Here is a 20,594-nt window from a genome sequence, read left to right as displayed (position 1 = left end):
TAGTAAGATAGAGAGGGGAAATGAAAATGTTTAAGAAGATTAATTTATTATTTGTTGGGGTATTCTTAGTATTTTTTATGAGTGCTTGCAGCAGCGTTACTAATAGCACAAAGAATGACAATGAAAAGCTTCAAGTCGTAACTACCTACTCCATTTTACAGGATATGGTGAAAAACGTAGGTGGAGATAAAGTAGACGTTCACAGCATGGTGAAGATCGGAGCCAATCCACACGAGTATGACCCACTCCCTGAAGACGTCAAGAAAACAGCTGACGCTGACACAGTTTTTTATAACGGATTAAACTTAGAGGCCGGCAACTCGTGGTTTGAAAAACTGCTCACTAGTACTGGAAAAGAGGGTGAAGATGCACCAGTATTTCAACTGAGTGAAGGCGTAGAACCTAAGTACTTAACAACCAAAGGAAAAGAGGGTGAAGAAGATCCTCACGCATGGCTCGATATCTCAAATGGGATAACCTATGTCGAAAATATTAGAGACGGCCTTATCAAAGTTGATCCCGATAACAAAGAAACGTATGAAAAAAATGCAGAGCAATACATCAATGAGCTTGAAAAACTTCATAACGACGCCAAGACCAGCTTTAACGAAATTCCGAAAGAAAAACGCTTTCTAATCACTAGTGAAGGTGCCTTCAAATATTTCAGTGCTGCATATGACATCGAAGCCGGATACATCTGGGAGATCAACGCAGAAAATCAAGGAACGCCAGACCAAGTTCGTCAAGTAATTGATTTGATAAAGGAAAAAGATATTAACGTTCTTTTCTTAGAAACTAGTATCGACTCACGAAGTATGGAAACTGTCTCCCGTGAGACTGGTGTACCAATCGGTGGAAAAGTGTTTACAGACTCTCTAGGCAAACCAGGTGAGGACGGGGAGACTTATAAAGAAATGATGAAGTGGAATATTAACATCATTAAAAAACAACTAAGTAAATACTAACCTTCAGGACAATCACACGGAGTACGACTGTACTCCGTGTGATTTTTTGTCTCCCTAACTCCTAATATGGCAAAAATGTTAACCAGATAAATACCTTATTAACATTATAATTTAAAATTCACCTAACTTTACTAAAAGATATTGTAAGAAACGTTTGAACCTTATTAGAATCAAGCATAAATCTTTGGTGGGACGTCGCCCATACCTTTAGTAGTATACCTGAATTAATGAATTTAGTCAGAATTCACTTTCAATATATCCCCTCTATAATAATTTTTTTTAAACACCTCTGCAAAAGCATCAACTGAGTTATAAAGCTCAGTTAAATTATTCTTACTGAGGTACCCTTTGTTTATGTATCTTATTGGTTTCTTTTAATCATTGGTTATGTCTCCTCGACTGAAATATTTAATAAAGTGTACCTGAGCTTAATTTATCTGACTAACTAAATCTATTCGATCCAGATTATCTTTCGCTGAAAAAGAACCAGAAATTATTAACTCTTGAATTTATAATACTGTACGCCACACTATTATAACGTGAACATTAATATGCTTATTTTGGAAAAACATCTTCTTCGCTTGACAAAAGCCTAATCTGCCATTATTATCACTATCAAATTCGAACTAATTACGGAGAGATAAAGATGAAAATTTATGTTGATGCAGATGCTTGTCCGGTAAAAGATATTATTATCTCTGAAAGTACGAATGAGGAAATTCCTGTTATCCTCGTTTCTAGTTTTTCTCATTATTCTAATCTGGAGCAACAATCATGGGTGGAAACCATTTATGTTGATTCAGGACCAGATGCTGCGGATTACCGGATTATGAAGTTAGCAGAAAATGGAGATATAATTGTTACGCAAGATTATGGTCTTGCTTCGCTAGCTTTAGCAAAAGGTTGTACAGTCCTCCACCATAAAGGATTTATCTATACACATGAAAACATTGACCAATTATTAGAAACACGTTATTTGAGTGCAATGGCTCGAAAAAGCGGAAAGCGTACAAAGGGGCCAAAACCATTTACATTAGAGGATCAGGAGAATTTTAGAGGAGTTTTAAAAAAAGCAATTTCACATTAGAAAATAATCGTTTCAGTTTGGTGCCTGTTCCTAGTTTTAAAGTACTGGGGTACAGGCACCTTATTTGTTAGGCAATCACGCCTGATTGTTGAAGACCTTATGTATTGTTAAGGACCGACTTTTTTAAAATCTATCCTAGCTGAACTTTTTCCCTTAACCTGTTTTAACGTTGCTACTATAAGAAAGCTAACAATTACTAATAAGAGCCATGAACTTACCTTTCCTAGATGAACGAGACTCCATGCATCGGTCTGGTTTGGATATTCCCATGCTCCAAAGAACGTTGCGATATTTTCAGCTAACCATATAAAAAATCCGATGAGCACAAAAGAAAGTGCGAGTGGCATGCGGTAACGGGTTCCATCAACCTCGTATGTGACCCATGATTGCCAAAATACGATAATTACAAGTCCAGATAACCACCAACGAACATCAATCCAATAATGGTGAGTAAAAAAATTTAAATAAATCGCAGTTGCAAGAGATACAACGACTAAAAACGGTGGCCACTTTACAAGGTCAACTTTAAGCCTCCTCCATGCTTGGCAAAGATAACTCCCTATACTTGCGTACATGAAGCCGCTATACAAGGGCACTCCAAAAATTTTGAAATATCCTTCTTCTGGATAAGACCATGAGCCCATATGTACCTTAAAAAGTTCAAGAGCAAGTCCAATAAGGTGAAACAATGTAATAACCTTTAATTCATCCCAAGTTTCAAGCCCAGAACGCACCATCCACCACTGCATCACCAGGCAGATGATGAGCAGCCAATCATACCGTGGTAAGAAGGGAAGTGGCACAATCTGTGTAAAAGCCAAAGAGATAAAAATAACGACAGGAAACAAACAAGATAAGGCCTGCTCCCAGCCAAAACGAACGAGTTGTTTTAATGATCTCATGAATGATTCCTCCAACAACTTACTAAACTTGATCGCCTTCATCACTTTTGTATTCTAAAATATCTCCAGGCTGACATTCTAAAGCCTTACAAATCGCCTCTAAAGTTGATAATCGAATCGCCTTTGCCTTTCCATTTTTCAAGATAGAAAGGTTAGCCATTGTTATCCCAACCCTCTCCGAAAGTTCAGTTACGCTCATTTTCCTCTTAGCCAACATCACGTCAATATTTATTATAATCGCCATGTTATTCACCTCAGACCGTTAAATCATTTTCTGATTTTATATTAATAGCTTCTTGTAAAAGTCTTTGGAGAACAGCAGCAAAGACTGCGATAACCATTGAAGCAAAAATAATGACCATTCCAAGTAATATGATACCTGGGGCGTCGTCTACCTCCGCCATGAGATAGAAAAGTGGCATGCCTACTACATATAAAATACAGATTGTGATTGCACAGTATTTTATATTCTTTAAAGCTCTTACAGATAATTCCGAGAAAGCTTTATTCTTGTCAAAATAGTTTAAAAGTTTGAAAGCTTGGTACAGAGCAAAGTAAAAAGGTATCGCCGTTGCATACAAATCGATTAAGACAAGATATTTCATATAAGCAATATCTGGATACAATTCTCCTGCATAATTCGCTATTTCAGGTACCAAAAATATGCACAAAGCAAGTACTGGAATTCCAATAAGAATAACAGCAATCTTTAAAAAGAGTGTTGATCCTTGTTTCATAAAAAGCACCTCACTTATTTGTTATCCATTTGAATTTAACACATGATTTATCGTTTAACAATAAATTTTTATCCTTTTAAACAATTATTTTATTGTTATCCAAACGTTTTCTTAGACAAAGATAAAAAATATTCTTCATTATAAAGAAATGCTCGATAAATCTTAAAACTATTGCTCAACACCTGCTCATTACTTTAAGTAAAAATTTCACAATCTTTCCTATAACTTTAAGAACGTTCAACAATATAACCCTAAAAATGAAGAAAGAGCGCAATTCATTACTTAAGAATCGCGCCCTATGGCGGAAGATCTACTGTGATATAAAAGTCCCTTATAGTTTAGTTAGTAGTCTAAGATGACCATTATTTAAATAAGAAATGTGCGACTATAAAAACAATTATAATTGCAATGACAAGAAATCCGGATCCCTTCCAACCTAAACTACCTACTAAATCCGCAAGCCCCCCACCATGCACACTCCCAGCAGGATTTTTCCTTAATTCTTCTTGTCTTAACCTCTCTCTTCGTTCTTCGGGAGTTTCTTTATTGTCGTTCATTACTTCACCTCCTAATGCTTTACATTTTCTTAATATAACTATGACCATTGTTCAAGTTCTAATCTTCTTCAGATGATATATTTGAAATTTTTTTATGGATATCATTTAGTAAATACAATCCTCTAAAAATACAACCTACAACAACTCCAAAAGCAATAATACCCCCAACAAGTGGCCCCATAATCATTAAAATGTATCCTAAAACTACACTTAAAATTATTGATAAAAGCAAGTACATATAATTCCCTCCACTTTTCATCTTAACCTTATTACGAATTGAACAAGATCTTTGTTAACTATCCTACACTATTCTCAGTACTAATTATTTCAAAGACATGCAATTGACTCAATCCTTTTCCAAACAAAAAAAAGACACCTATCTTATTACATAAATAGTTCGGTTTTGGAGTACAAAAACATATTTTGAGGGAAAAATAGCAACAGAATTATCGAACCAATTAACATACTAAATAACATTACAATTGGTAAAGAAAAACGCTTGGATATTTTAATATCCAAGCGATGTGTGAGAAATGAACCCCTTTCCCAGAAGGATCATCTTCCACTATCCGTGTTCTATTGCAAGGAACCTCTCTATATCAAGGATTTTAATAGGACCGCCCGCTATCAAGATTTACATGCAAACTTAGGAATGGCTGCCTTTTCTTGAAGTAGTATCGAGACACTTATATGGGTAAAGGGGCGGAGGGAAACGGGGAGACTCCTATGGGATGTGCGGGACAGCTGAGACCCCACAGGACGAAGTCCGAGGAGGCTCAGCGCCCGCCCCATGGAAAGCGAACCGTTTCCCGTAGCCCCTACATTCACACAAACATCTCGAATTCAAGCACATTCTCTGATTTTGTATGCTAATTTATATGTTAAATACCGATAATCGTTGATATAACAAGGAATAATAAGAGACCAAATCATATGCGATTTGGTCTCTTCATTCGTATGTTATTTCATGTATTGTACTCGAAAACTGAACCCGTTACTTATTACAGATAAGCGTCCGTTTGCCGAAGGTCGCAAGTAAGGTGATTTTGATCATCCATTATAATACTCTTAAAAAGTAAAAATAGCACCAACTTCTATTTAGTAGAAATCGGCACTTCATTTATTCGCTATATGTTTATCTTGACGCTTTTGGCGGTTGGCATACATCACATTTACGTTGATTTTTATTTTTAAATTTCGTAAATGTTTTTTCAAAATTGCTACCACACGCACATTTAAATAGTAACTTTTGAGAAAAACCGTGAAATTCTGTCGTTAGTAACTTACTTTCCGAACTGTTCTCAACAAACTCTTTAATTTTACCGATTGTCCATCGTTTGTTCATTCTCTTACACCCCTATATTTCTTTGCTTGGCGGAGGCTTTTCTTGGCATCCGATCAATTATGAGCAAAAGTCGTAATTATCCTAAGTTTTTCATTATAACATGGGATGGCACACAATCAAACAGACCGTTTAGTTCAAACTGTCGTAGCATATGTGGCCATGACGAAAGAAAAAGTATGGTCGTTTCATTAAATCCTCCTATATCCTCATCAGCTATTGCTTTTTAACGACTACAACTTCTGCATCAGTTTATGGATGAACGATAACACAATCTATTTCTTATATATTAACTTAAATCTTTCACATACAACTGGTATTTTATTATGGAACTCTTGATTAACCTCTTTCAATTCTTTTTTGAAAAAGTCTTCGTGTACGTTACGCCAATACTTCAATGTCCTGTCACCTTCACCTTCTAAGTAAGCGTGTTCTTCAGAAACTTCATCAAAAACAACAATCTCCACAGAAGTGTTTTCGACAATTGCTACGGCATTTCCATCCCCATCTAGAATAATATTGTGAAGACCAACGTACGGTAATGGCTCATTTTCCTCATATAATGAATAATTGGAAGTCGTCGCTGTTTTGGTACCATCAATTACTAATTCTGCAAGTTCATCTGCCATTTCTTTGGAATCACCAAATGCCCACGCTTCATAACTTTTTGGTGCATTCGGGTTAATCTTCTGAAAGTCCTCCCACATTTGGATAATGGAATCATTACTCATATATATCAACCTACTTTCTATCTATCAATTTAAAATGATATGAAAATTCACTAGTGCTACATTAATTATAATTGAATATTCGACCTGATCAAAATATTGAAAAGTGTGGTTCACTCCCGTTGTTTAATAACATAAAGGTCCGTTTGCCGTATGGAGATTGGTAGGGCAGGGAAAACAGTTCGCTTTCCGCAGGGCAGACGCCGAGCCGTAATGTCAAGGTTGTTTCTTTTTTAAAGCAAGTGTGTATGGCCAATTAGCTAGTAGACAATATTTTTTAGAACGAAATCCATTATTCTCACGCATTAGGATCATGGATGGATCTTCCTCCGCAATGCGTCTTACCTATGCTATAGAATAAAGTTTCACCCCATACGATCCTCACACATGAGGCGTTCTGGTCAGGTGAAGCAGCGCATCCGATGCTTCCGTTCTCCTCACGAAAGCAAGAAGGTCCGGGAAATTGCGCATACCCGTCAAGCTAACAACGAGTAAAGCTACGGAAAGAGTTATTACTAATAATGGTTTTAATATTTTTACAGTAATGAACGTACCTTGACCATTCAGAGTCAATAGTTTCAAGCTTAAGAGAATCTATCATATCACGGATGGCATCTTTATCAATTTGAGTTTCTGGATGAACCGAATCGTTTATAGAACAAACCACCAACTATTACATTGTCAGAAAAAGGACGCGTATTATCACGCGTCCTTTAAAATATCATACTTATTTTATTCTTTTGGTGAATCCTTCTTTTCCTCCACTGATTCCTCTTTCACATCTTCATCAGTCGATTGTGTTTGTTCACTATATTCTTCAGTCGCTGATGCCTCTTGGTAATGTTTCTCTTGCTCTGAACCAAAGTTATTGACACTTCCGCGAGATACATAACTCTCAAGCATAGCTTTTAAATCCATACCTGTTGTTTCTTTTAATGATTCTTGGATGCCAAGCATGGTTGAAGTGACACTATTGGCTATTTTTGAAGAGCCGCCTTGTGAATTGGCTCCTCCCATATCAATAACTTTCATATCTTTAATTTGAGAGATCGGAGCTGATACTTTCTCAGCATACTCTGGTAATACATTGATAAACATTTCCATAATGGCAGCTTCGCCATATTGTTCCATGGCTTTGGCCATGCGTTCTTTTGATTCGGCCTCAGCAACACCGCGTTGGCGGATAACCTCTGCTTCTGATTCACCTTTAATGCGTTCTCTTTCAGCTTCTGCTTGGGCTTGTTTCGTAGTATTATAGGCTTCGGTATCAGTAATTGAGCGACGGCGCTTGTTTTCCTCTTCTTCAAGCTCGACCGCACGTTGTTTCTCAATGTATTGAACTTTCAATTCTTCCTCTTTCACCTGCTGGGCTAACTTTTGTCTTTCTAGTTCGCCTGCTTGGTCTGCATTTGCTCTTGCACGGTTGGTTTCTTTTTCAAATTCTGCTTCCTTAATATCTTTTTCATTTTTGGATTCAGCAATGGCCGTTAGACGACGGTTTTCTTCGTCCTGTGCTTCTTGATCATTCTGCGCTTGGTAAATACGTGTTTCCTTTTTCGCGTCAGATTCTGCCTTGTTTGCTAGTTTCTGAACTTCAGCAATATGCGGCCGTCCTAAAGCATCGATATAACCGTTTTCCTCATCAACATCTTCCACATCATTTAAAGCGAAAGATGTAATTTCAAAACCCATGCCTTTAAGATCGGCTTCAGCAATATGCTTCACCTGTGTATTTACTTCCTTAAAATCGTTATAGATTTTTTCGATGGGAAGTGATGCAATGATTGAACGAAGGTGTCCATTTAATACATCTTGCAGTTCGGACTCTCGTTCACCCTGCTTTTTCCCTAGAAATTTCTCAGCAAAGTTGGCCATAATTTCTAACTGACTACCAATGCTAATCACAGCTGTACTGACCACACTTACAGGAATACCTTCTTTCGTGTAGGCCTTATCGGAATTAACTTGTAACTGAAAGGATGTTAAGTCAATTGGTGTGGACGTTTGGAACATTCTTAAGCGATACCCGCCTCCGCGGATGATTTTAACAGAACGTCCATTATCGTCCTCGAACACGTTCTTTTCTTTTTCGGGATCCCCTAGTTTCGGACCTGTTACGATCAGCGCTTCATTGGAACTTGCTGTTTTATAACGAAGTCTAAAAATAAACAGTGTTATCACAACTCCAACGAGCACTATTACACCAATAACCCCTAAAATAATTGTAAATAATGCATCTTGGAACATAAGTATACGACACTCCTTTATAAATTTGAATAATCCTTTTGAACAGAATATATAAGGGATTATTTGTATAATACATACCGAAAACCACCATAAAAAGGTTTCAATATTTACTAAATTTATTCAAAATTTCCCTCTATTCTTCCAAAAAAACATTCCCATATATATACGATTCAAAAGAAATGAGGTTTCACTAGATGCAAGAATATACATTAACTCCTTAAAGACGAGCAAAGATTTCATCTAATCACCGCCATGGGACAAGGGATTATGAAGGCTTTTATCTTATCAACGCCCCATCATTCTGTTGATAATTGAAAACTATCAACAATCCTCTTCCTTACAGATGGTTTTTTTATGTAAATTGCACAAAAGAACATGAGATTTACTACACTTTTGCCAATGATATAGCGACAATCTACTGGTAAACTTAATCTAGAACTTTTTAAATTTTCATTATACTCTGAACGGAGGAGAAACATTGACAATTGAATCCAAAGAACAGCATATACCAAAGAATCAAGCGGAAGGAATGGTCAAATGGCTTGCTTCCTTCGGCCAATCGGATCACGGAGGAGTGAATCGGTTATTATACTCGTCCGCCTGGGTGGATGCGCAACAAGCACTGAGTAAAATGATGGGCAGTTATGGTTTAACCACCCATTTTGACAGTGTCGGAAATTTATTCGGTAGATTGGAAGGCAGCGATCAACAGGCGAAGACCATTCTGACTGGTTCTCATATTGACTCTGTTGTTGATGGAGGAATCTATGATGGTGTTTATGGCATTATCGCAAGCTTGCTAGCTGTCGAAAAGCTGCAATCCACCTATGGAAAACCTAAGAAGTCTATTGATGTCGTTTCCTTATGTGAAGAAGAAGGCAGTCGTTTCCCTCTTACCTTTTGGGGATCTGGAAATATTACTGGCCACTACTCATTAGAGGATGCACATAACATCTCAGATGCGGACGGAATTCCCTTGCTTGAAGCAATGAAACAGGCGGGCTTTGATCCTGCAAATTATCAATCTCCGATCAGAAATGACCTTGCCTGCTTTATTGAACTTCATGTTGAGCAAGGGATTGTCTTGGATCAATCCAGAACGTCGCTAGGTTTAGTCAGCGATATCGTCGGTCAAAGACGCTTTAACATTAAAGTAAGCGGGGAAAGCAACCACGCAGGAACGACGCCTATGCCGCTTCGAAAAGACGCCATGAGTATCGCTTCTCATTTGATTGATTACGTAACCACCAAAGCAAGAGAGTCTGATTCCGATTTAGTTGCAACTGTAGGTAAAATTACAGCTAAACCGAATACTCCAAACGTGATTGCAGGGGAAGTGAATTTCACACTTGATGTCCGTCATCATCAAGAAGAAATGCTAGATCAATTTTGTAATAGTTTTCAGCAGTACGCTCAATCAGTCGTCGATGATAATCAGATGGAGATTGATATTTCTCAATGGTTGCAAGCCGCTCCAGTTTCGATGACCACTGATTTAACGAACCTTTCCCGTGAAGTAGCCTCACAAAAGAATATCTCTTTCCAAACCTTAATTAGCGGAGCCGGTCATGATGCTCAAGTGTTTGGTTCATTTTGCCCGACATCTCTGATCTTTGTCCCCAGCGAAAATGGTATTAGCCACTCACCAAAAGAATCGACCAAAATGAAAGATCTTGAAAATGGCATTGATGTGTTAACTGATCTATTATACAAATTGGCCTATTAATCGATTATAAAAGGAGAATGACTGATGACATATGCTGAATTGAACACCCCGCTTCGAACGATTATGACTCCAGGGCCGGTAGAAGTTGATCCGAGAGTGCTACGTGTGATGAGCACTCCCATTGTTGGACAATTTGACCCAGCCTTTACTTCGATCATGAATGAAGTAATGGAAATGCTTCGTAAGGTTTTCCAAACGAATAATGAATGGGCCTTCCCTGTCGACGGAACCTCAAGGTCAGGAATTGAAGCATTGCTGTGCAGTATGATTGAACCAGGAGATAAAGTTTTAGTCCCTATCTTCGGAAGATTCGGTCATCTGCTAACGGAAATTTGCGAACGTTACGAAGCAGACGTCTATACTATGGAATGTGAATGGGGAGAAGTTTTTGACGAACAGGAAGTCATTAACGAAATCCAGAAAATTTCACCTAAAATAACCGCGATCGTCCACGGTGAAACATCTACAGGAAGGATCCAGCCTTTACAAAAAATTGGCGCTGCCTGTAGAGAACTGGATGTCCTTTTCGTCGTCGATGCTGTTGCATCTATTGCAGGAACAGAAATTAAAGTCGACGACTGGTTTATTGACGGAATTGTTGCTGGAACTCAGAAATGTCTATCAGTTCCCTCAGGCATGTCACCGATCACCTATAATGAACGGATCGAAAAAGTGATAGCTGCACGAAAAAAAGTAGAGCGAGGCATATCGACTGCAGAGGACAGAGAAAACGAGATTGAAAGAGATCATCCCATCATTAAAAGTAATTATTTCGATATTAGTATGCTCCAAGATTACTGGGGACCTAGAAGACTCAATCATCATACAGAGGCTACCTCAATGCTATACGCACTGCGTGAAGGTTTACGCATTGTCTTAGATGAAGGACTAGAGACACGATTTAACAGACATCGCATTCATGAGCAAGCACTCATGGCAGGCATTGAATCCATGGGGTTAGGACTGTTTGGTAACCCTGACTGTAAACTTCCCACTGTTACGTGTGTGAAAATTCCTGATGGCGTCGATGCTGAATCTGTTCGTTGCATGTTGCTTAACGAATTCGGAATAGAAATCGCCAGCTCATTCGGTTCTCTAAAAGGAAAGATCTGGCGGATTGGAACGATGGGATACAGTTGTCGCAAGGAAAATATCCTGTTTACTTTAGGAGCACTAGAAGCCGTACTCATCCGCCACGGCGTCAATGTGCATACAGGAAAAGCTTTACAAGCCGCATTAGATAGCTATACGATGGTCGGTAAAGAATCGATCGGACAATAAATGGTTCATAAAGGATGGCTACATGAGTATCAAATCATAGGAGGGCTCAACTTTGGCAGAACTTAACACAATTATAAAAAACGGTCACGTCGTCTTACCTGGTGGTGTGAAACAAACTGATATCGGAGTTAAAGACGGGAAAATCGCTCTTATCTCTAACAACATAACGAGATCCTCCGATCATGTCGTACATGCTGAAGATCAATATATTTTCCCAGGAATGATTGATGTTCATGTCCATTTCAATGAACCCGGTCGAGAGAATTGGGAAGGCATTGAATCTGGCTCCTACATGATGGCAGCTGGTGGAGCGACTACGTATTTTGACATGCCGCTAAATGGAATCCCCTCGACGATCAATCAAGACGCATTGCTTCAAAAAGCAGAAATCGCCAAACGGAAATCCCACGTTGATTTCGGTTTGTGGGCCGGTCTCGTCCCTGGCAATCAAGAAAATTTATCCTCCCTTGCGCGAGCAGGAGCGATAGGTTTTAAAGCCTTCCTCTCCCCCTCAGGAAATGAAGAGTTCGAAGCAGCAGACGACAGCACATTACTAAAAGGGATGAAAGAAATAGCTAAACTTAATAAAGTATTAGCTCTGCATTCGGAAAGCGGACCGATTACCGAATATTTATCCCAGCAAAAACTAATAAATCAGCAGTTTACTGCCAATGATTATGCAGAGACAAGACCAATTGTAGCGGAAGTAGAAGCCGTGGAACGTGCGATCTATTACGCAGAAATCACGGGTTGTTCCCTCCACTTTGTCCATATTAGTAGTAAGGATGCCGTCGATAAAATTATATCAGCAAAGCGTAAGGGTTTAGATGTCACTGTTGAAACATGCGCCCACTATTTGCTATTTAATCATACACACCTGATGGATCACGGGGCAATCGCTAAGTGCGCGCCTCCGTTACGCGATCCACAGGAGCAGGATAAGCTGGTCCAGTTATTAATCGATGATAAATTTGATATAATTTCCTCCGATCACTCTCCATGTCCGTTTACTTTAAAGGATCCTAGTAAATATCATTTACTTGAAGCATGGGGTGGTATTAGTGGAGGACAATTCACTTTATTATCGCTGATTGAGTTAGCATTACTACATGATATTCCAATGGAAAAAGTCGCAAATTGGACGGCTGCGAATCCAGCCAAACGATTTGGACTCAGCTCTCAAGGTGAAATTAAAGAAGGAATGGATGCGAATCTTGCCATCATTGATATGAACCGCTCTTTCTTAGTAAGTTCAGACAATTATCATGCAAAGCATAAGCAAAGTCTCTACATGGACCATCTTTACCCTTGTCGAATTTCGGCTACTTACAATCGCGGGAATCTAGTATATGAAGATGGTGGCAAACCGAGCCTGCCGAAAGGTACGTGGTTACAAAGCCAGGTAGTTGCTGATTAATAACTGCAGAATGAAGATTTCAACCTAATAGAAGTAAAGCTATTTCCTAAAAAAATGAAAGCACCTTGGTTCGCCCGTGAAGCGACCAAAGTGCTTTTTCACCTCTTTACCCGTTGACCTGTTGTGCTGATAACTTTTCTTTAAATGCAACCGCCCACGATAATAAATCTAAATCCTTATGTTTATTCGCAATGACTGAAAAGCCGACTGGTTTCCCATCAATTTCACCTAACGGCATGGTAAGCTGCGGCAAACCTGCTAGCCCTGCAACACACAATAATTGCATGGTTTTCTCTCGTCGTTCTTCCAGTTCTTCCTTAGGTAACCCTTGTTTCGGTGCTACTCCAGGAACCGTAGGAATAATAAGCAATCCATCTTCTCCTAATAGAATTTCCATCTGTTCACGAATACTTTCTCTCCGTTTGAAATGCATCTTGTAATCATCTTGTTTCAATGTTTTCGTCCACTCAAAACGTTCAGCAATTCCTGGCCCGAACGCCGGCTTCTCTTTTTCAATCCATTCACCATGCTGCTGCCAGATCTCCATACCTTGCAAAATTTTAAATATACCGAACCATTCATCTAATCCTTCTGAAGAAATTTCGATTTCTTCAAAGCTTTCACTCATCTGTTCAATTACTGGAAAACAATCTAAAAAACTTTCTTTTGCAGCATCATCAAGCAACTTCCAGGCATCGTTACCTATCATCACTCTATTTAATTTTCCATTGGAAGAGAAGGTCCCATCAACAAGCACTTTCCCAATATCCAACAGCAGCTCGGGATTTCTAGCCATCCATCCAACAGTGTCAAAGCTTTTAGCCAAGGGAATGACATCCTCTATATTGACAGCACCATGCGATGGACGAAAACCGTAAATGCCGCAGTATGACGACGGAACTCTTACTGAACCACCCGTATCAGTACCTAAGGCAAAATCTACTAAATTAGCGGACACAGCTACCGCCGACCCACTAGAAGAGCCACCTGGAATATGATCCGGCGCCCTCGGATTGATTGGCGTTCCATAATGATAATTTTCCCCGTTTAAACTATACATAATTTCATCTGTATGGGTAGCTCCCTTTAATCTCGCTCCACTCTCCAATAACTTATCAATGACAGGAGCGTTTTGCTTTGCAGGTCCATGCGTGTGAAGCCAATCAGGATTTCCTGCACAATTCGTAAATCCTTGAATAGAAAAAACATCCTTAACAGAAAAAGTTAAGCCATTTAACTTTCCGCTCCATCGAGGTTCTAAGACTAATTCTTTGTCTACATAAGCATTATAATGATCTTTCATTGTTAATCCCTCCAGTAATTTAGTTTTCCAATAATCACACATGCCACTGAGTGACTTCTGGCTGTGTTGACGACAGCAGTATTCCACTTTTAAATACATACCTGCAAAGAGTCGTATTACTTATCATGTCTGTAATCGTTTCAGAAGGAAGGGTGATAAAGCTAGCAGGGTTTCCTAGCTTCAGTCCCTATTGGTCTTCGATCATAAAACCTTTTGCCCCATTAGATGAAATCATATCAAGTCCTGCCAGCAAATCTTCTGTCCCCAAGTATTCCAATGTTTAAAAGTCGGAATATTCAGTTTTTTAAATATACAAATAGATGCTATTCGATAAGTGCTCCCTGCCCCACTCTTTTCAAACTCCCTATGCAAACTTGCTTGATGAGCTAGCAGCTAAACGTTGAACAGCCCGTATAATTCCCCCGTATCCAGTACACCGACAAAGGTTTCCGGACAAACCCGTTTTAATCTCTTCTTCTGTAGGAGAAGGATTATCTTCTAATAATGCTTTGACGGCCATGATCATCCCTGGTGTACAATAGCCACATTGAAACCCACCTTCTTCAAGAAATGCGCTTTGAATCGGATGAATTCCTTCATCTTGCGCCACACCTTCAATGGTAGTGATTGACGCTCCTTCTACTTGATAGGTCATAACTAAACAGGAATTCATTAAGTTTCCATCGATCATAACTGAACACGCCCCGCAACGGCCAATCCCGCACGAAACTTTTGTTCCTGTCAAATGTAATTCATCTCTAAGAATATCGACTAATCTAGTAGTAGGAATCACTTCTAAATTTATCTGCTTTTGGTTAATTGTGAAGCTGACCTCGATGACAGCTGTGTCGTTCAATGCATGCACATTTACTGTTTTGCTTTCATCCATTGATTCATCCTCCTCTTACTGGCAGCTTCTAAAATATTCTCAGAAGATACTGGCAATTGACAAACCCAATATCCAATGGCGTCTTCAATCGCTTTTGCGATGGCTGGTGCAACAGCGACTGAACCGATTTCCCCAACGCCTCTTGGGCCATATGGGTCACCATCTTCTAACGTTTCGATCGCATCAACTTTCATATTAAAAGGAACATCAGCGATCCCAGGAATAAGATATCCATCTAAATTTTGTGTAATGTACTGCCCCTCTGACATAAGAGCTTCTTCCATTAACGCGTAGCCAAGACTCATAACTCCTCCACCTTCTATTTGTCCTCTATATCCAAGTGGACTGACGACCGGCCCGGCTGAAATCGCTTGATCCAAATCAACTACCTTCACTTTACCGGTTAACAAGTCAATTTCTACTTGCGCCAAAACAGCGCCAAACGTATATAAAAAGTGACCCGAGTCCACCTCGTCTGGTGTTGTCGGAAAGTCAAAATTCGTGGTCACTGTAAGATCTTCGCCTTCTAATAAGTGATCGGCTAGTTCTTGATAGCTAATGATGATAGGTGAAACAGAAGCCTTCGTTACAACAGTTGTGACTCCTCCTTCTCCTAATTGTAAATCTACTATTTCCCTCCCCGTTAACTTTGCAGCTTTTTCTAGTAATAACCTCTGAAAGTCGCTTTTCATTTTCTTTATAGCATGCCATACCATGCTCGTTCCTCGCGAAGCCGTCGTTGATCCAGAAGATGGTACTAACGCTGTATCACCAATCACGATCGATAAGTCTGCCGCCGAGCAACCAATTTCTTCTGTGACAATCGTTTCAATAACACCTAAAATTCCTTGTCCAGCCTCTTCAAAACCAAACGATACCTCGATTTCCCCACTATCTTTTAATCGAATACGGCCACCAGCAGGATCTAAACGTCCATATCCAAGTCCACCGCCATGCATGGTAATTGCTGTTCCAATGCCCCTTACCTTCCATTTATCCATACCCTGTTTACTGTATTGCTCCATTTTCATCTTTTTTTGATGTTCACTAATTGTCTCTAATACTTGGGTAGCACCATCTGTTGGAGCTATCCGCTGACCTAGCGGACCAATACTGTCTTTTTCCCTAATATTACGCCTGCGTATTTCTATTGGGTCGAGGCCAAATTTAGCGGCTAACCTATCCATTTGCCCCTCTAAGGCGAAAGTCACTTGATTTCCGCCAAAACCTCTAAATTCTCCAGCCACCCCGTTATTTGTGAATACAGACAGACCTTTTGTTTTTACGTTAGGTATGACATACGGACCTGTAGCATGTTCTACAGCAAACTCAAGAATCGCTGGACCAAGCGTTGAATAGGCACCTGTATCTGCAAGTATATTGACTTGGTGAGCTAGGATCTTGCCGTTCTCATCCGCTCCCGTTTTCATAGTAATACGCATCGGATGACGTTTGAGTCCAGAAATAACAGATTCTTGTCTTGTTTGATGAATTTTCACAGGTTTCCCTGAAGCAATTGCTAGCAACGCACCATAAGGCTGAATATTTAACTCATCTTTTCCACCGAAGGAACCACCCATTGGACTCGAAACAATTCGAATCGACTCTTCAGACTTCCCTAAAACTCTCGCTAACTGAAAACGATCCTTATAGCCATGCTGAGTACCGACATAAACTGTGATCGTCCCATCCTTTTCAGGTACAATTACACCACCCTCTGTCTCCATATAGGTGTGCATCTGTCTTGGTACTTGATACGTTTCTTCTATTATTACCTCACATGAGGAAAGTGCTTTATCAATATTTCCATGCTCGTAACTGGCTTGATGAAGAAGGTTACCACCGGGGTGAAGCAACGGACTTTCTGGTTCTAGTGCTTGAGAGGGATCTTCTACAATCGGAAGAGGTTCATACTGTACATCGATTCTTTCTAATGCTTGTTCAGCAATTGCTAACGTATCCGCCGCTACAGCCGCCACTGCATCTCCAACATAGCGGACTGTATCTTCACAAAGCACAGGCTGATCAGGTGTTACAATACCAAACGCATTTAAACCTGGCACATCTTTATAGGTAATAACAGCCTGGACACCCGGCAACTTCTGCGCAGCTTCTATATTAATAGAAACTATTCGAGCATGAGGATAGGAACTTCTCTTAATTTTTCCATAAAGCATATTTGGAAAAGATAGATCGGTTAAATAGTTAAGTCTACCAGTCACTTTGTCTGGCCCATCCGGACGCTTCCTGTTTGTCTTTACAGATATATTCATTTGTTCCACTTGACCCTCTCCTTCCACTCAGGATGTTTTAAACTCTTAATAAATTAACTTCTCAAACTCTGAAACAATGATATTAGCTGCTACAGTTTTTCGATAATGAGCAGAGGCAAAATGATCGGCTTCTGCTATAAATTCTTCCATTACTTGTTCATATAAGATGCCAAGATCATCCTCTGTCAGCACTTTACCGTTGAGGAACTGTTCACAATTTGTGAAACGCTGAGGAGAAGTTTCTCCTCCTCCTGCAGCTAAACGAATATACTCTATTTCATTTTCACTATTCCAATAGCAATAAGCTGCAACCGTCACAAGTGAAGGTATAAACGCTTCCCTCCGCCCAACTTTTTTATAAAATGTCATCGTCTTACTAGAAACTGGCGATAACGGTAATAAAAATGATGTAACGATTGGCTCAAATTCAATATTGTCCTTTTGCAAGTAGTTGCATAATGACTCTATATGATACGAGGTACCGTCAAACCATGAAATCTCTGCATCCAATGCCAACAAAGCAGGAATAATATCCCCGATTTGATAAGCGACGTTCCCTCCGATGCTGGCCCGATTGCGAACGGCAGGGGAGGCCACTTGACGCGCAGCTTCAGCTAATATTGTCCATGGTTGATGTCTAGCTAATTCTTGTTCACATGCGGTTAGAGTAGTCAAAGCACCAATTCGCAGCTTCGTCTCCCCCTCTACATCCATGTAGCGAATCCCCTTCAGTTCATCGATTTTCTCTAAGCTAATTAAATGCCTCGAAAATGGAATGCCTTGTTCCCGTTGGAGTTGCATTAGCGTTCCCCCCGCTATAAAACTAGCATCAACACCGTACTTACGTTTGCTACTCCACGCCTCCTTTACATTTCTCGGTTGCCAAACTAGCGTAGATTCATAAGCAGCCGTATCCTCACCTCTTACAACTTGTTCATTTCCTTTAACCACTTGTAATCATCCTCGGTATCAATGTCATAAAAACAACTCCTATCATCATATTCAACGGTTATTCCATCACTTGGCGATTTCCGGCGCAATACTGTCCGCGCCCCTTTGTCACCCTTAAGTTGCATCAACATTGAAAATAAGTTAGAAGAAAATAAAATGGGGGGCTGTATTCTTCCTTTATATGTTGATGCTGTAAATTCGATAGCCTCCCCTTGTATGGATGCTATTTGAAAACGGTCAATAAGATCGTTTATCATTTCCGCCTTTATTAGTGGCTGATCAGCAAGAATAACGACGATAGCTGTCGCTTGCCTATTTATCGCAGCTTGCACTCCACATCTCAAGGAGTAAGCCTGACCTCTATCTGCATCAGCACACTGAACTTGCGACCATCTTCGATGAGTGCTTTTATCAAATAATGAAGTGCTTAACCACGCAAGAGCATCTTTTTCTTTAGTAACCAATAAGACATGGTCCAACCGGGATTCAAGAGCTGATTGTACAGCACGACTTCCAATCGTTGTATCTTCCAGCGGCAGGGAGAGTTTGTTTTTTTTCATCCGACTACTCTTCCCAGCAGCTAAAACAATTCCAATAATGCATGAACGACTCAAGACCCTACCGCCCTTTTAACATTTTGAGATTTCTTAAAGGTTATTAATTCAGCCACAACACTGATTGCAATTTCCTCCGGTCCTTCGGCATCTATCGAGAGTCCTATCGGAGAAGTGATGTGAGATGGAAGTTCTCGAGTACCTAGCAACCGTTTCGTTCGTCTACTTGATCCCAACACACCTAAATATTGTAGAGGTTTCTCCTTTAAATAGGAGAGTAATTCTTTATCTTTTTGAAAATTATGAGTAAGAATGACAACGTGGTCATTTGGTGTTATATTAATTTCTGCAAAGATTTCTTCAGGAAATCCTTGGATCAATTGATCAGCATCTGGAAAATTTGTGCGATTACATAATGCTGGCCGCCAATCAGCCACAATAACTGAAAATCCTGATCTCGCCGCAAATGATACGAGTGGCCTAGCATCTTTTCCTGCCCCAAATACAAATAACCGGGGTTTTGGACGGAACTGTTGGATAAACACATCCTCATCTATCATGCAAAGCCTTCTTTTCCCAGGTTTTTCATATAACATAGCAGCTTGTTCTGATAAGTTTTTTAGCTCAGTAGGTACCTCTTCCTCCTTAGTTCCTAACACTTCATTACCTTCAATAAAAAAGAACAAGGACTGCTGATTTTCTTGAGGAGTTAATGATTTTATCATGGTAACCGACCTCCTGTGATCTAGATAATATTTCAACTGACCTAGATGTTTTCTTCGTTGTTGGTCAACCGGCTCTACGAAAACATGAATCACTCCGTTGCATCCGGACATTTCTCCCCACGATAGTTCATTATAGCCCCGCATGTCATAGACAACCGTTTCGGCTCGCTTTCCTAACCCATGTTCTTGAATTCGAACAGCTAAGTCTTCCTCTAAACACCCCGCACTTAACATACCCACTTGGGTACCGTCTTCTTGAAATAACATCGACGCCCCTTCTTTCCTATAAGCGGACCCTTCTACATGAACAATCGTTGCTAAAACATCATTTTCACTTGAATGACTGCACAATTCTTCAAGAATAACGTGTATATCTTCCATAGATCTTTTCTCCTTTTTAAGAGCAAAGTATTTAACCGGGGTATTTACATGGTTTTTTTAAAAACAAAGGATTCCGATAATAATTGATAATGATTGAAATGCTAATAAAAATCAATTGAGTTGTTATATAATCTTACATAAAATTCATATCGACTTAAATATAAACAGCTAATGTTAATTAACATTACACGGTTTGTTATGTATTAACTATCCTAAGGTAGATTGTGTTGTTTGTCATCAGTTAAATTGTATGAATTGTCAGATGAAAGTTAGTTGATCTATACAACTATATAAATATTCTTATATACAGTTCGCCGTATGACTTCCAAACTCCATAAAACAAACGGACCGTCTACTCATTTCATAATCAGGATTTAGCTGAAAAAGTGTTGAATTTAAATCTAAGAAAAGCCTCAGTTCAATGAATAAATAGTTCCGATACCTTAGAAAATTTTAATAAACAGGTGAAATAACATACGAATGAAGAGACCAAATCGCATATGATTTGGTCTCTTATTATTCCTTGTTA

At 39.4% G+C, this 20,594-nt stretch carries 19 protein-coding genes; 5 read left to right on the top strand and 14 right to left on the bottom strand.

Features of this window, described 5'->3' with window-relative positions; all coding sequences use genetic code 11:
- The first annotated feature begins 26 nt into the window (after positions 1 to 26).
- Positions 27 to 965: a metal ABC transporter substrate-binding protein gene (locus ACFQIC_RS18590; protein WP_390217637.1), complete on the top strand. Its 939-nt coding sequence runs from the start codon at positions 27 to 29 to the stop codon at positions 963 to 965.
- Positions 966 to 1,611: 646 nt separating this feature from the next.
- On the top strand, positions 1,612 to 2,052 hold the full coding sequence (locus tag ACFQIC_RS18585; protein WP_204711150.1) for a YaiI/YqxD family protein: 441 nt from the start codon (positions 1,612 to 1,614) through the stop codon (positions 2,050 to 2,052).
- A 107-nt stretch (positions 2,053 to 2,159) separates the two neighbouring features.
- On the opposite strand, the gene ACFQIC_RS18580 is transcribed toward ACFQIC_RS18585, so the two are convergent.
- From ACFQIC_RS18580 to ACFQIC_RS18545, 8 genes are all read right to left on the bottom strand, one after another.
- Entirely contained in the window at positions 2,160 to 2,954 is a 795-nt protein-coding gene (locus tag ACFQIC_RS18580; RefSeq protein WP_204711148.1) for a DUF817 domain-containing protein, read from the bottom strand.
- Positions 2,955 to 2,976: 22 nt separating this feature from the next.
- Positions 2,977 to 3,198, bottom strand: coding sequence for a helix-turn-helix domain-containing protein (locus ACFQIC_RS18575; RefSeq protein WP_204711146.1), 222 nt, complete (start codon positions 3,196 to 3,198; stop codon positions 2,977 to 2,979).
- 10 nt (positions 3,199 to 3,208) lie between these two features.
- A complete protein-coding gene (locus tag ACFQIC_RS18570; protein ID WP_204711144.1) occupies positions 3,209 to 3,691 on the bottom strand; it encodes a DUF2975 domain-containing protein in 483 nt (160 codons plus the stop codon).
- A 362-nt stretch (positions 3,692 to 4,053) separates the two neighbouring features.
- Complete coding sequence (locus ACFQIC_RS18565; protein WP_204711142.1) at positions 4,054 to 4,248, bottom strand: DUF6366 family protein; 195 nt, start codon at positions 4,246 to 4,248, stop codon at positions 4,054 to 4,056.
- 58 nt (positions 4,249 to 4,306) lie between these two features.
- Positions 4,307 to 4,486 (bottom strand): hypothetical protein, encoded by a 180-nt coding sequence (locus ACFQIC_RS18560; RefSeq protein WP_204711140.1) that lies wholly within the window; start codon positions 4,484 to 4,486, stop codon positions 4,307 to 4,309.
- 897 nt (positions 4,487 to 5,383) lie between these two features.
- Positions 5,384 to 5,593, bottom strand: coding sequence for a hypothetical protein (locus tag ACFQIC_RS18555; protein ID WP_204711608.1), 210 nt, complete (start codon positions 5,591 to 5,593; stop codon positions 5,384 to 5,386).
- A 272-nt stretch (positions 5,594 to 5,865) separates the two neighbouring features.
- Positions 5,866 to 6,321, bottom strand: a complete 456-nt coding sequence (locus ACFQIC_RS18550) for an ASCH domain-containing protein (protein ID WP_204711610.1) — start codon at positions 6,319 to 6,321, stop codon at positions 5,866 to 5,868.
- Positions 6,322 to 7,050: 729 nt separating this feature from the next.
- Positions 7,051 to 8,565 carry a flotillin family protein gene (locus ACFQIC_RS18545; RefSeq protein ID WP_204711612.1) on the bottom strand — a complete coding sequence of 505 codons (1,515 nt, stop codon included), beginning with the start codon at positions 8,563 to 8,565 and terminating at the stop codon, positions 7,051 to 7,053.
- 478 nt (positions 8,566 to 9,043) lie between these two features.
- Here ACFQIC_RS18545 and allC point away from each other — a divergent pair, with 478 nt between their 5' ends.
- The 3 genes from allC to allB are packed head-to-tail and all read left to right on the top strand — an operon-like array spanning position 9,044 to position 12,989.
- Positions 9,044 to 10,291, top strand: a complete 1,248-nt coding sequence (allC, locus tag ACFQIC_RS18540; protein WP_390217633.1) for an allantoate deiminase — start codon at positions 9,044 to 9,046, stop codon at positions 10,289 to 10,291.
- A gap of 24 nt (positions 10,292 to 10,315) precedes the next feature.
- Positions 10,316 to 11,572, top strand: coding sequence for a pyridoxal-phosphate-dependent aminotransferase family protein (locus ACFQIC_RS18535; protein WP_204711613.1), 1,257 nt, complete (start codon positions 10,316 to 10,318; stop codon positions 11,570 to 11,572).
- 52 nt (positions 11,573 to 11,624) lie between these two features.
- Positions 11,625 to 12,989 (top strand): allantoinase AllB, encoded by a 1,365-nt coding sequence (allB, locus tag ACFQIC_RS18530; RefSeq protein WP_204711614.1) that lies wholly within the window; start codon positions 11,625 to 11,627, stop codon positions 12,987 to 12,989.
- A gap of 106 nt (positions 12,990 to 13,095) precedes the next feature.
- On the opposite strand, the gene ACFQIC_RS18525 is transcribed toward allB, so the two are convergent.
- From ACFQIC_RS18525 to ACFQIC_RS18500, 6 genes are all read right to left on the bottom strand, one after another.
- Positions 13,096 to 14,292, bottom strand: coding sequence for an amidase (locus ACFQIC_RS18525; protein ID WP_204711615.1), 1,197 nt, complete (start codon positions 14,290 to 14,292; stop codon positions 13,096 to 13,098).
- Between the two features lie 364 nt (positions 14,293 to 14,656).
- Positions 14,657 to 15,181, bottom strand: coding sequence for a (2Fe-2S)-binding protein (locus tag ACFQIC_RS18520; protein ID WP_204711616.1), 525 nt, complete (start codon positions 15,179 to 15,181; stop codon positions 14,657 to 14,659).
- Positions 15,160 to 17,454 carry a xanthine dehydrogenase subunit D gene (gene pucD / locus ACFQIC_RS18515; RefSeq protein WP_204711669.1) on the bottom strand — a complete coding sequence of 765 codons (2,295 nt, stop codon included), beginning with the start codon at positions 17,452 to 17,454 and terminating at the stop codon, positions 15,160 to 15,162. The genes ACFQIC_RS18520 and pucD overlap by 22 nt, the downstream gene beginning before the upstream one ends.
- A gap of 45 nt (positions 17,455 to 17,499) precedes the next feature.
- Positions 17,500 to 18,405 (bottom strand): FAD binding domain-containing protein, encoded by a 906-nt coding sequence (locus ACFQIC_RS18510; protein WP_204711617.1) that lies wholly within the window; start codon positions 18,403 to 18,405, stop codon positions 17,500 to 17,502.
- A complete protein-coding gene (locus ACFQIC_RS18505; RefSeq protein ID WP_204711619.1) occupies positions 18,378 to 19,019 on the bottom strand; it encodes a nucleotidyltransferase family protein in 642 nt (213 codons plus the stop codon). The genes ACFQIC_RS18510 and ACFQIC_RS18505 overlap by 28 nt, the downstream gene beginning before the upstream one ends.
- A complete protein-coding gene (locus ACFQIC_RS18500) occupies positions 19,016 to 20,065 on the bottom strand; it encodes an XdhC family protein (protein WP_204711621.1) in 1,050 nt (349 codons plus the stop codon). The genes ACFQIC_RS18505 and ACFQIC_RS18500 overlap by 4 nt, the downstream gene beginning before the upstream one ends.
- Positions 20,066 to 20,594: the final 529 nt, after the last annotated feature.

Origin of the sequence: Halobacillus seohaensis, assembly GCF_042663045.1 — a bacterium.
Classification (GTDB): Bacteria; Bacillota; Bacilli; order Bacillales; family Halobacillaceae; genus Halobacillus_A; species Halobacillus_A seohaensis.
The sequence above is the reverse complement of the archived record's forward strand: the minus strand, read 5'-3'. Positions and strand labels throughout refer to the sequence as shown.

Bases quoted from the DNA above. Each gene is read 5' to 3' on its own strand.
- ACFQIC_RS18590 (WP_390217637.1), top strand. From the start codon at position 27: ATGTTTAAGAAGATTAATTTATTATTTGTTGGGGTATTCTTAGTATTT.
- ACFQIC_RS18585 (WP_204711150.1), top strand. From the start codon at position 1,612: ATGAAAATTTATGTTGATGCAGATGCTTGTCCGGTAAAAGATATTATT.
- ACFQIC_RS18580 (WP_204711148.1), bottom strand. From the start codon at position 2,954: ATGAGATCATTAAAACAACTCGTTCGTTTTGGCTGGGAGCAGGCCTTA.
- ACFQIC_RS18575 (WP_204711146.1), bottom strand. From the start codon at position 3,198: ATGGCGATTATAATAAATATTGACGTGATGTTGGCTAAGAGGAAAATG.
- ACFQIC_RS18570 (WP_204711144.1), bottom strand. From the start codon at position 3,691: ATGAAACAAGGATCAACACTCTTTTTAAAGATTGCTGTTATTCTTATT.
- ACFQIC_RS18565 (WP_204711142.1), bottom strand. From the start codon at position 4,248: ATGAACGACAATAAAGAAACTCCCGAAGAACGAAGAGAGAGGTTAAGA.
- ACFQIC_RS18560 (WP_204711140.1), bottom strand. From the start codon at position 4,486: ATGTACTTGCTTTTATCAATAATTTTAAGTGTAGTTTTAGGATACATT.
- ACFQIC_RS18555 (WP_204711608.1), bottom strand. From the start codon at position 5,593: ATGAACAAACGATGGACAATCGGTAAAATTAAAGAGTTTGTTGAGAAC.
- ACFQIC_RS18550 (WP_204711610.1), bottom strand. From the start codon at position 6,321: ATGAGTAATGATTCCATTATCCAAATGTGGGAGGACTTTCAGAAGATT.
- ACFQIC_RS18545 (WP_204711612.1), bottom strand. From the start codon at position 8,565: ATGTTCCAAGATGCATTATTTACAATTATTTTAGGGGTTATTGGTGTA.
- ACFQIC_RS18535 (WP_204711613.1), top strand. From the start codon at position 10,316: ATGACATATGCTGAATTGAACACCCCGCTTCGAACGATTATGACTCCA.
- ACFQIC_RS18525 (WP_204711615.1), bottom strand. From the start codon at position 14,292: ATGAAAGATCATTATAATGCTTATGTAGACAAAGAATTAGTCTTAGAA.
- ACFQIC_RS18520 (WP_204711616.1), bottom strand. From the start codon at position 15,181: ATGGATGAAAGCAAAACAGTAAATGTGCATGCATTGAACGACACAGCT.
- pucD (WP_204711669.1), bottom strand. From the start codon at position 17,454: ATGAATATATCTGTAAAGACAAACAGGAAGCGTCCGGATGGGCCAGAC.
- ACFQIC_RS18500 (WP_204711621.1), bottom strand. From the start codon at position 20,065: ATGGAAGATATACACGTTATTCTTGAAGAATTGTGCAGTCATTCAAGT.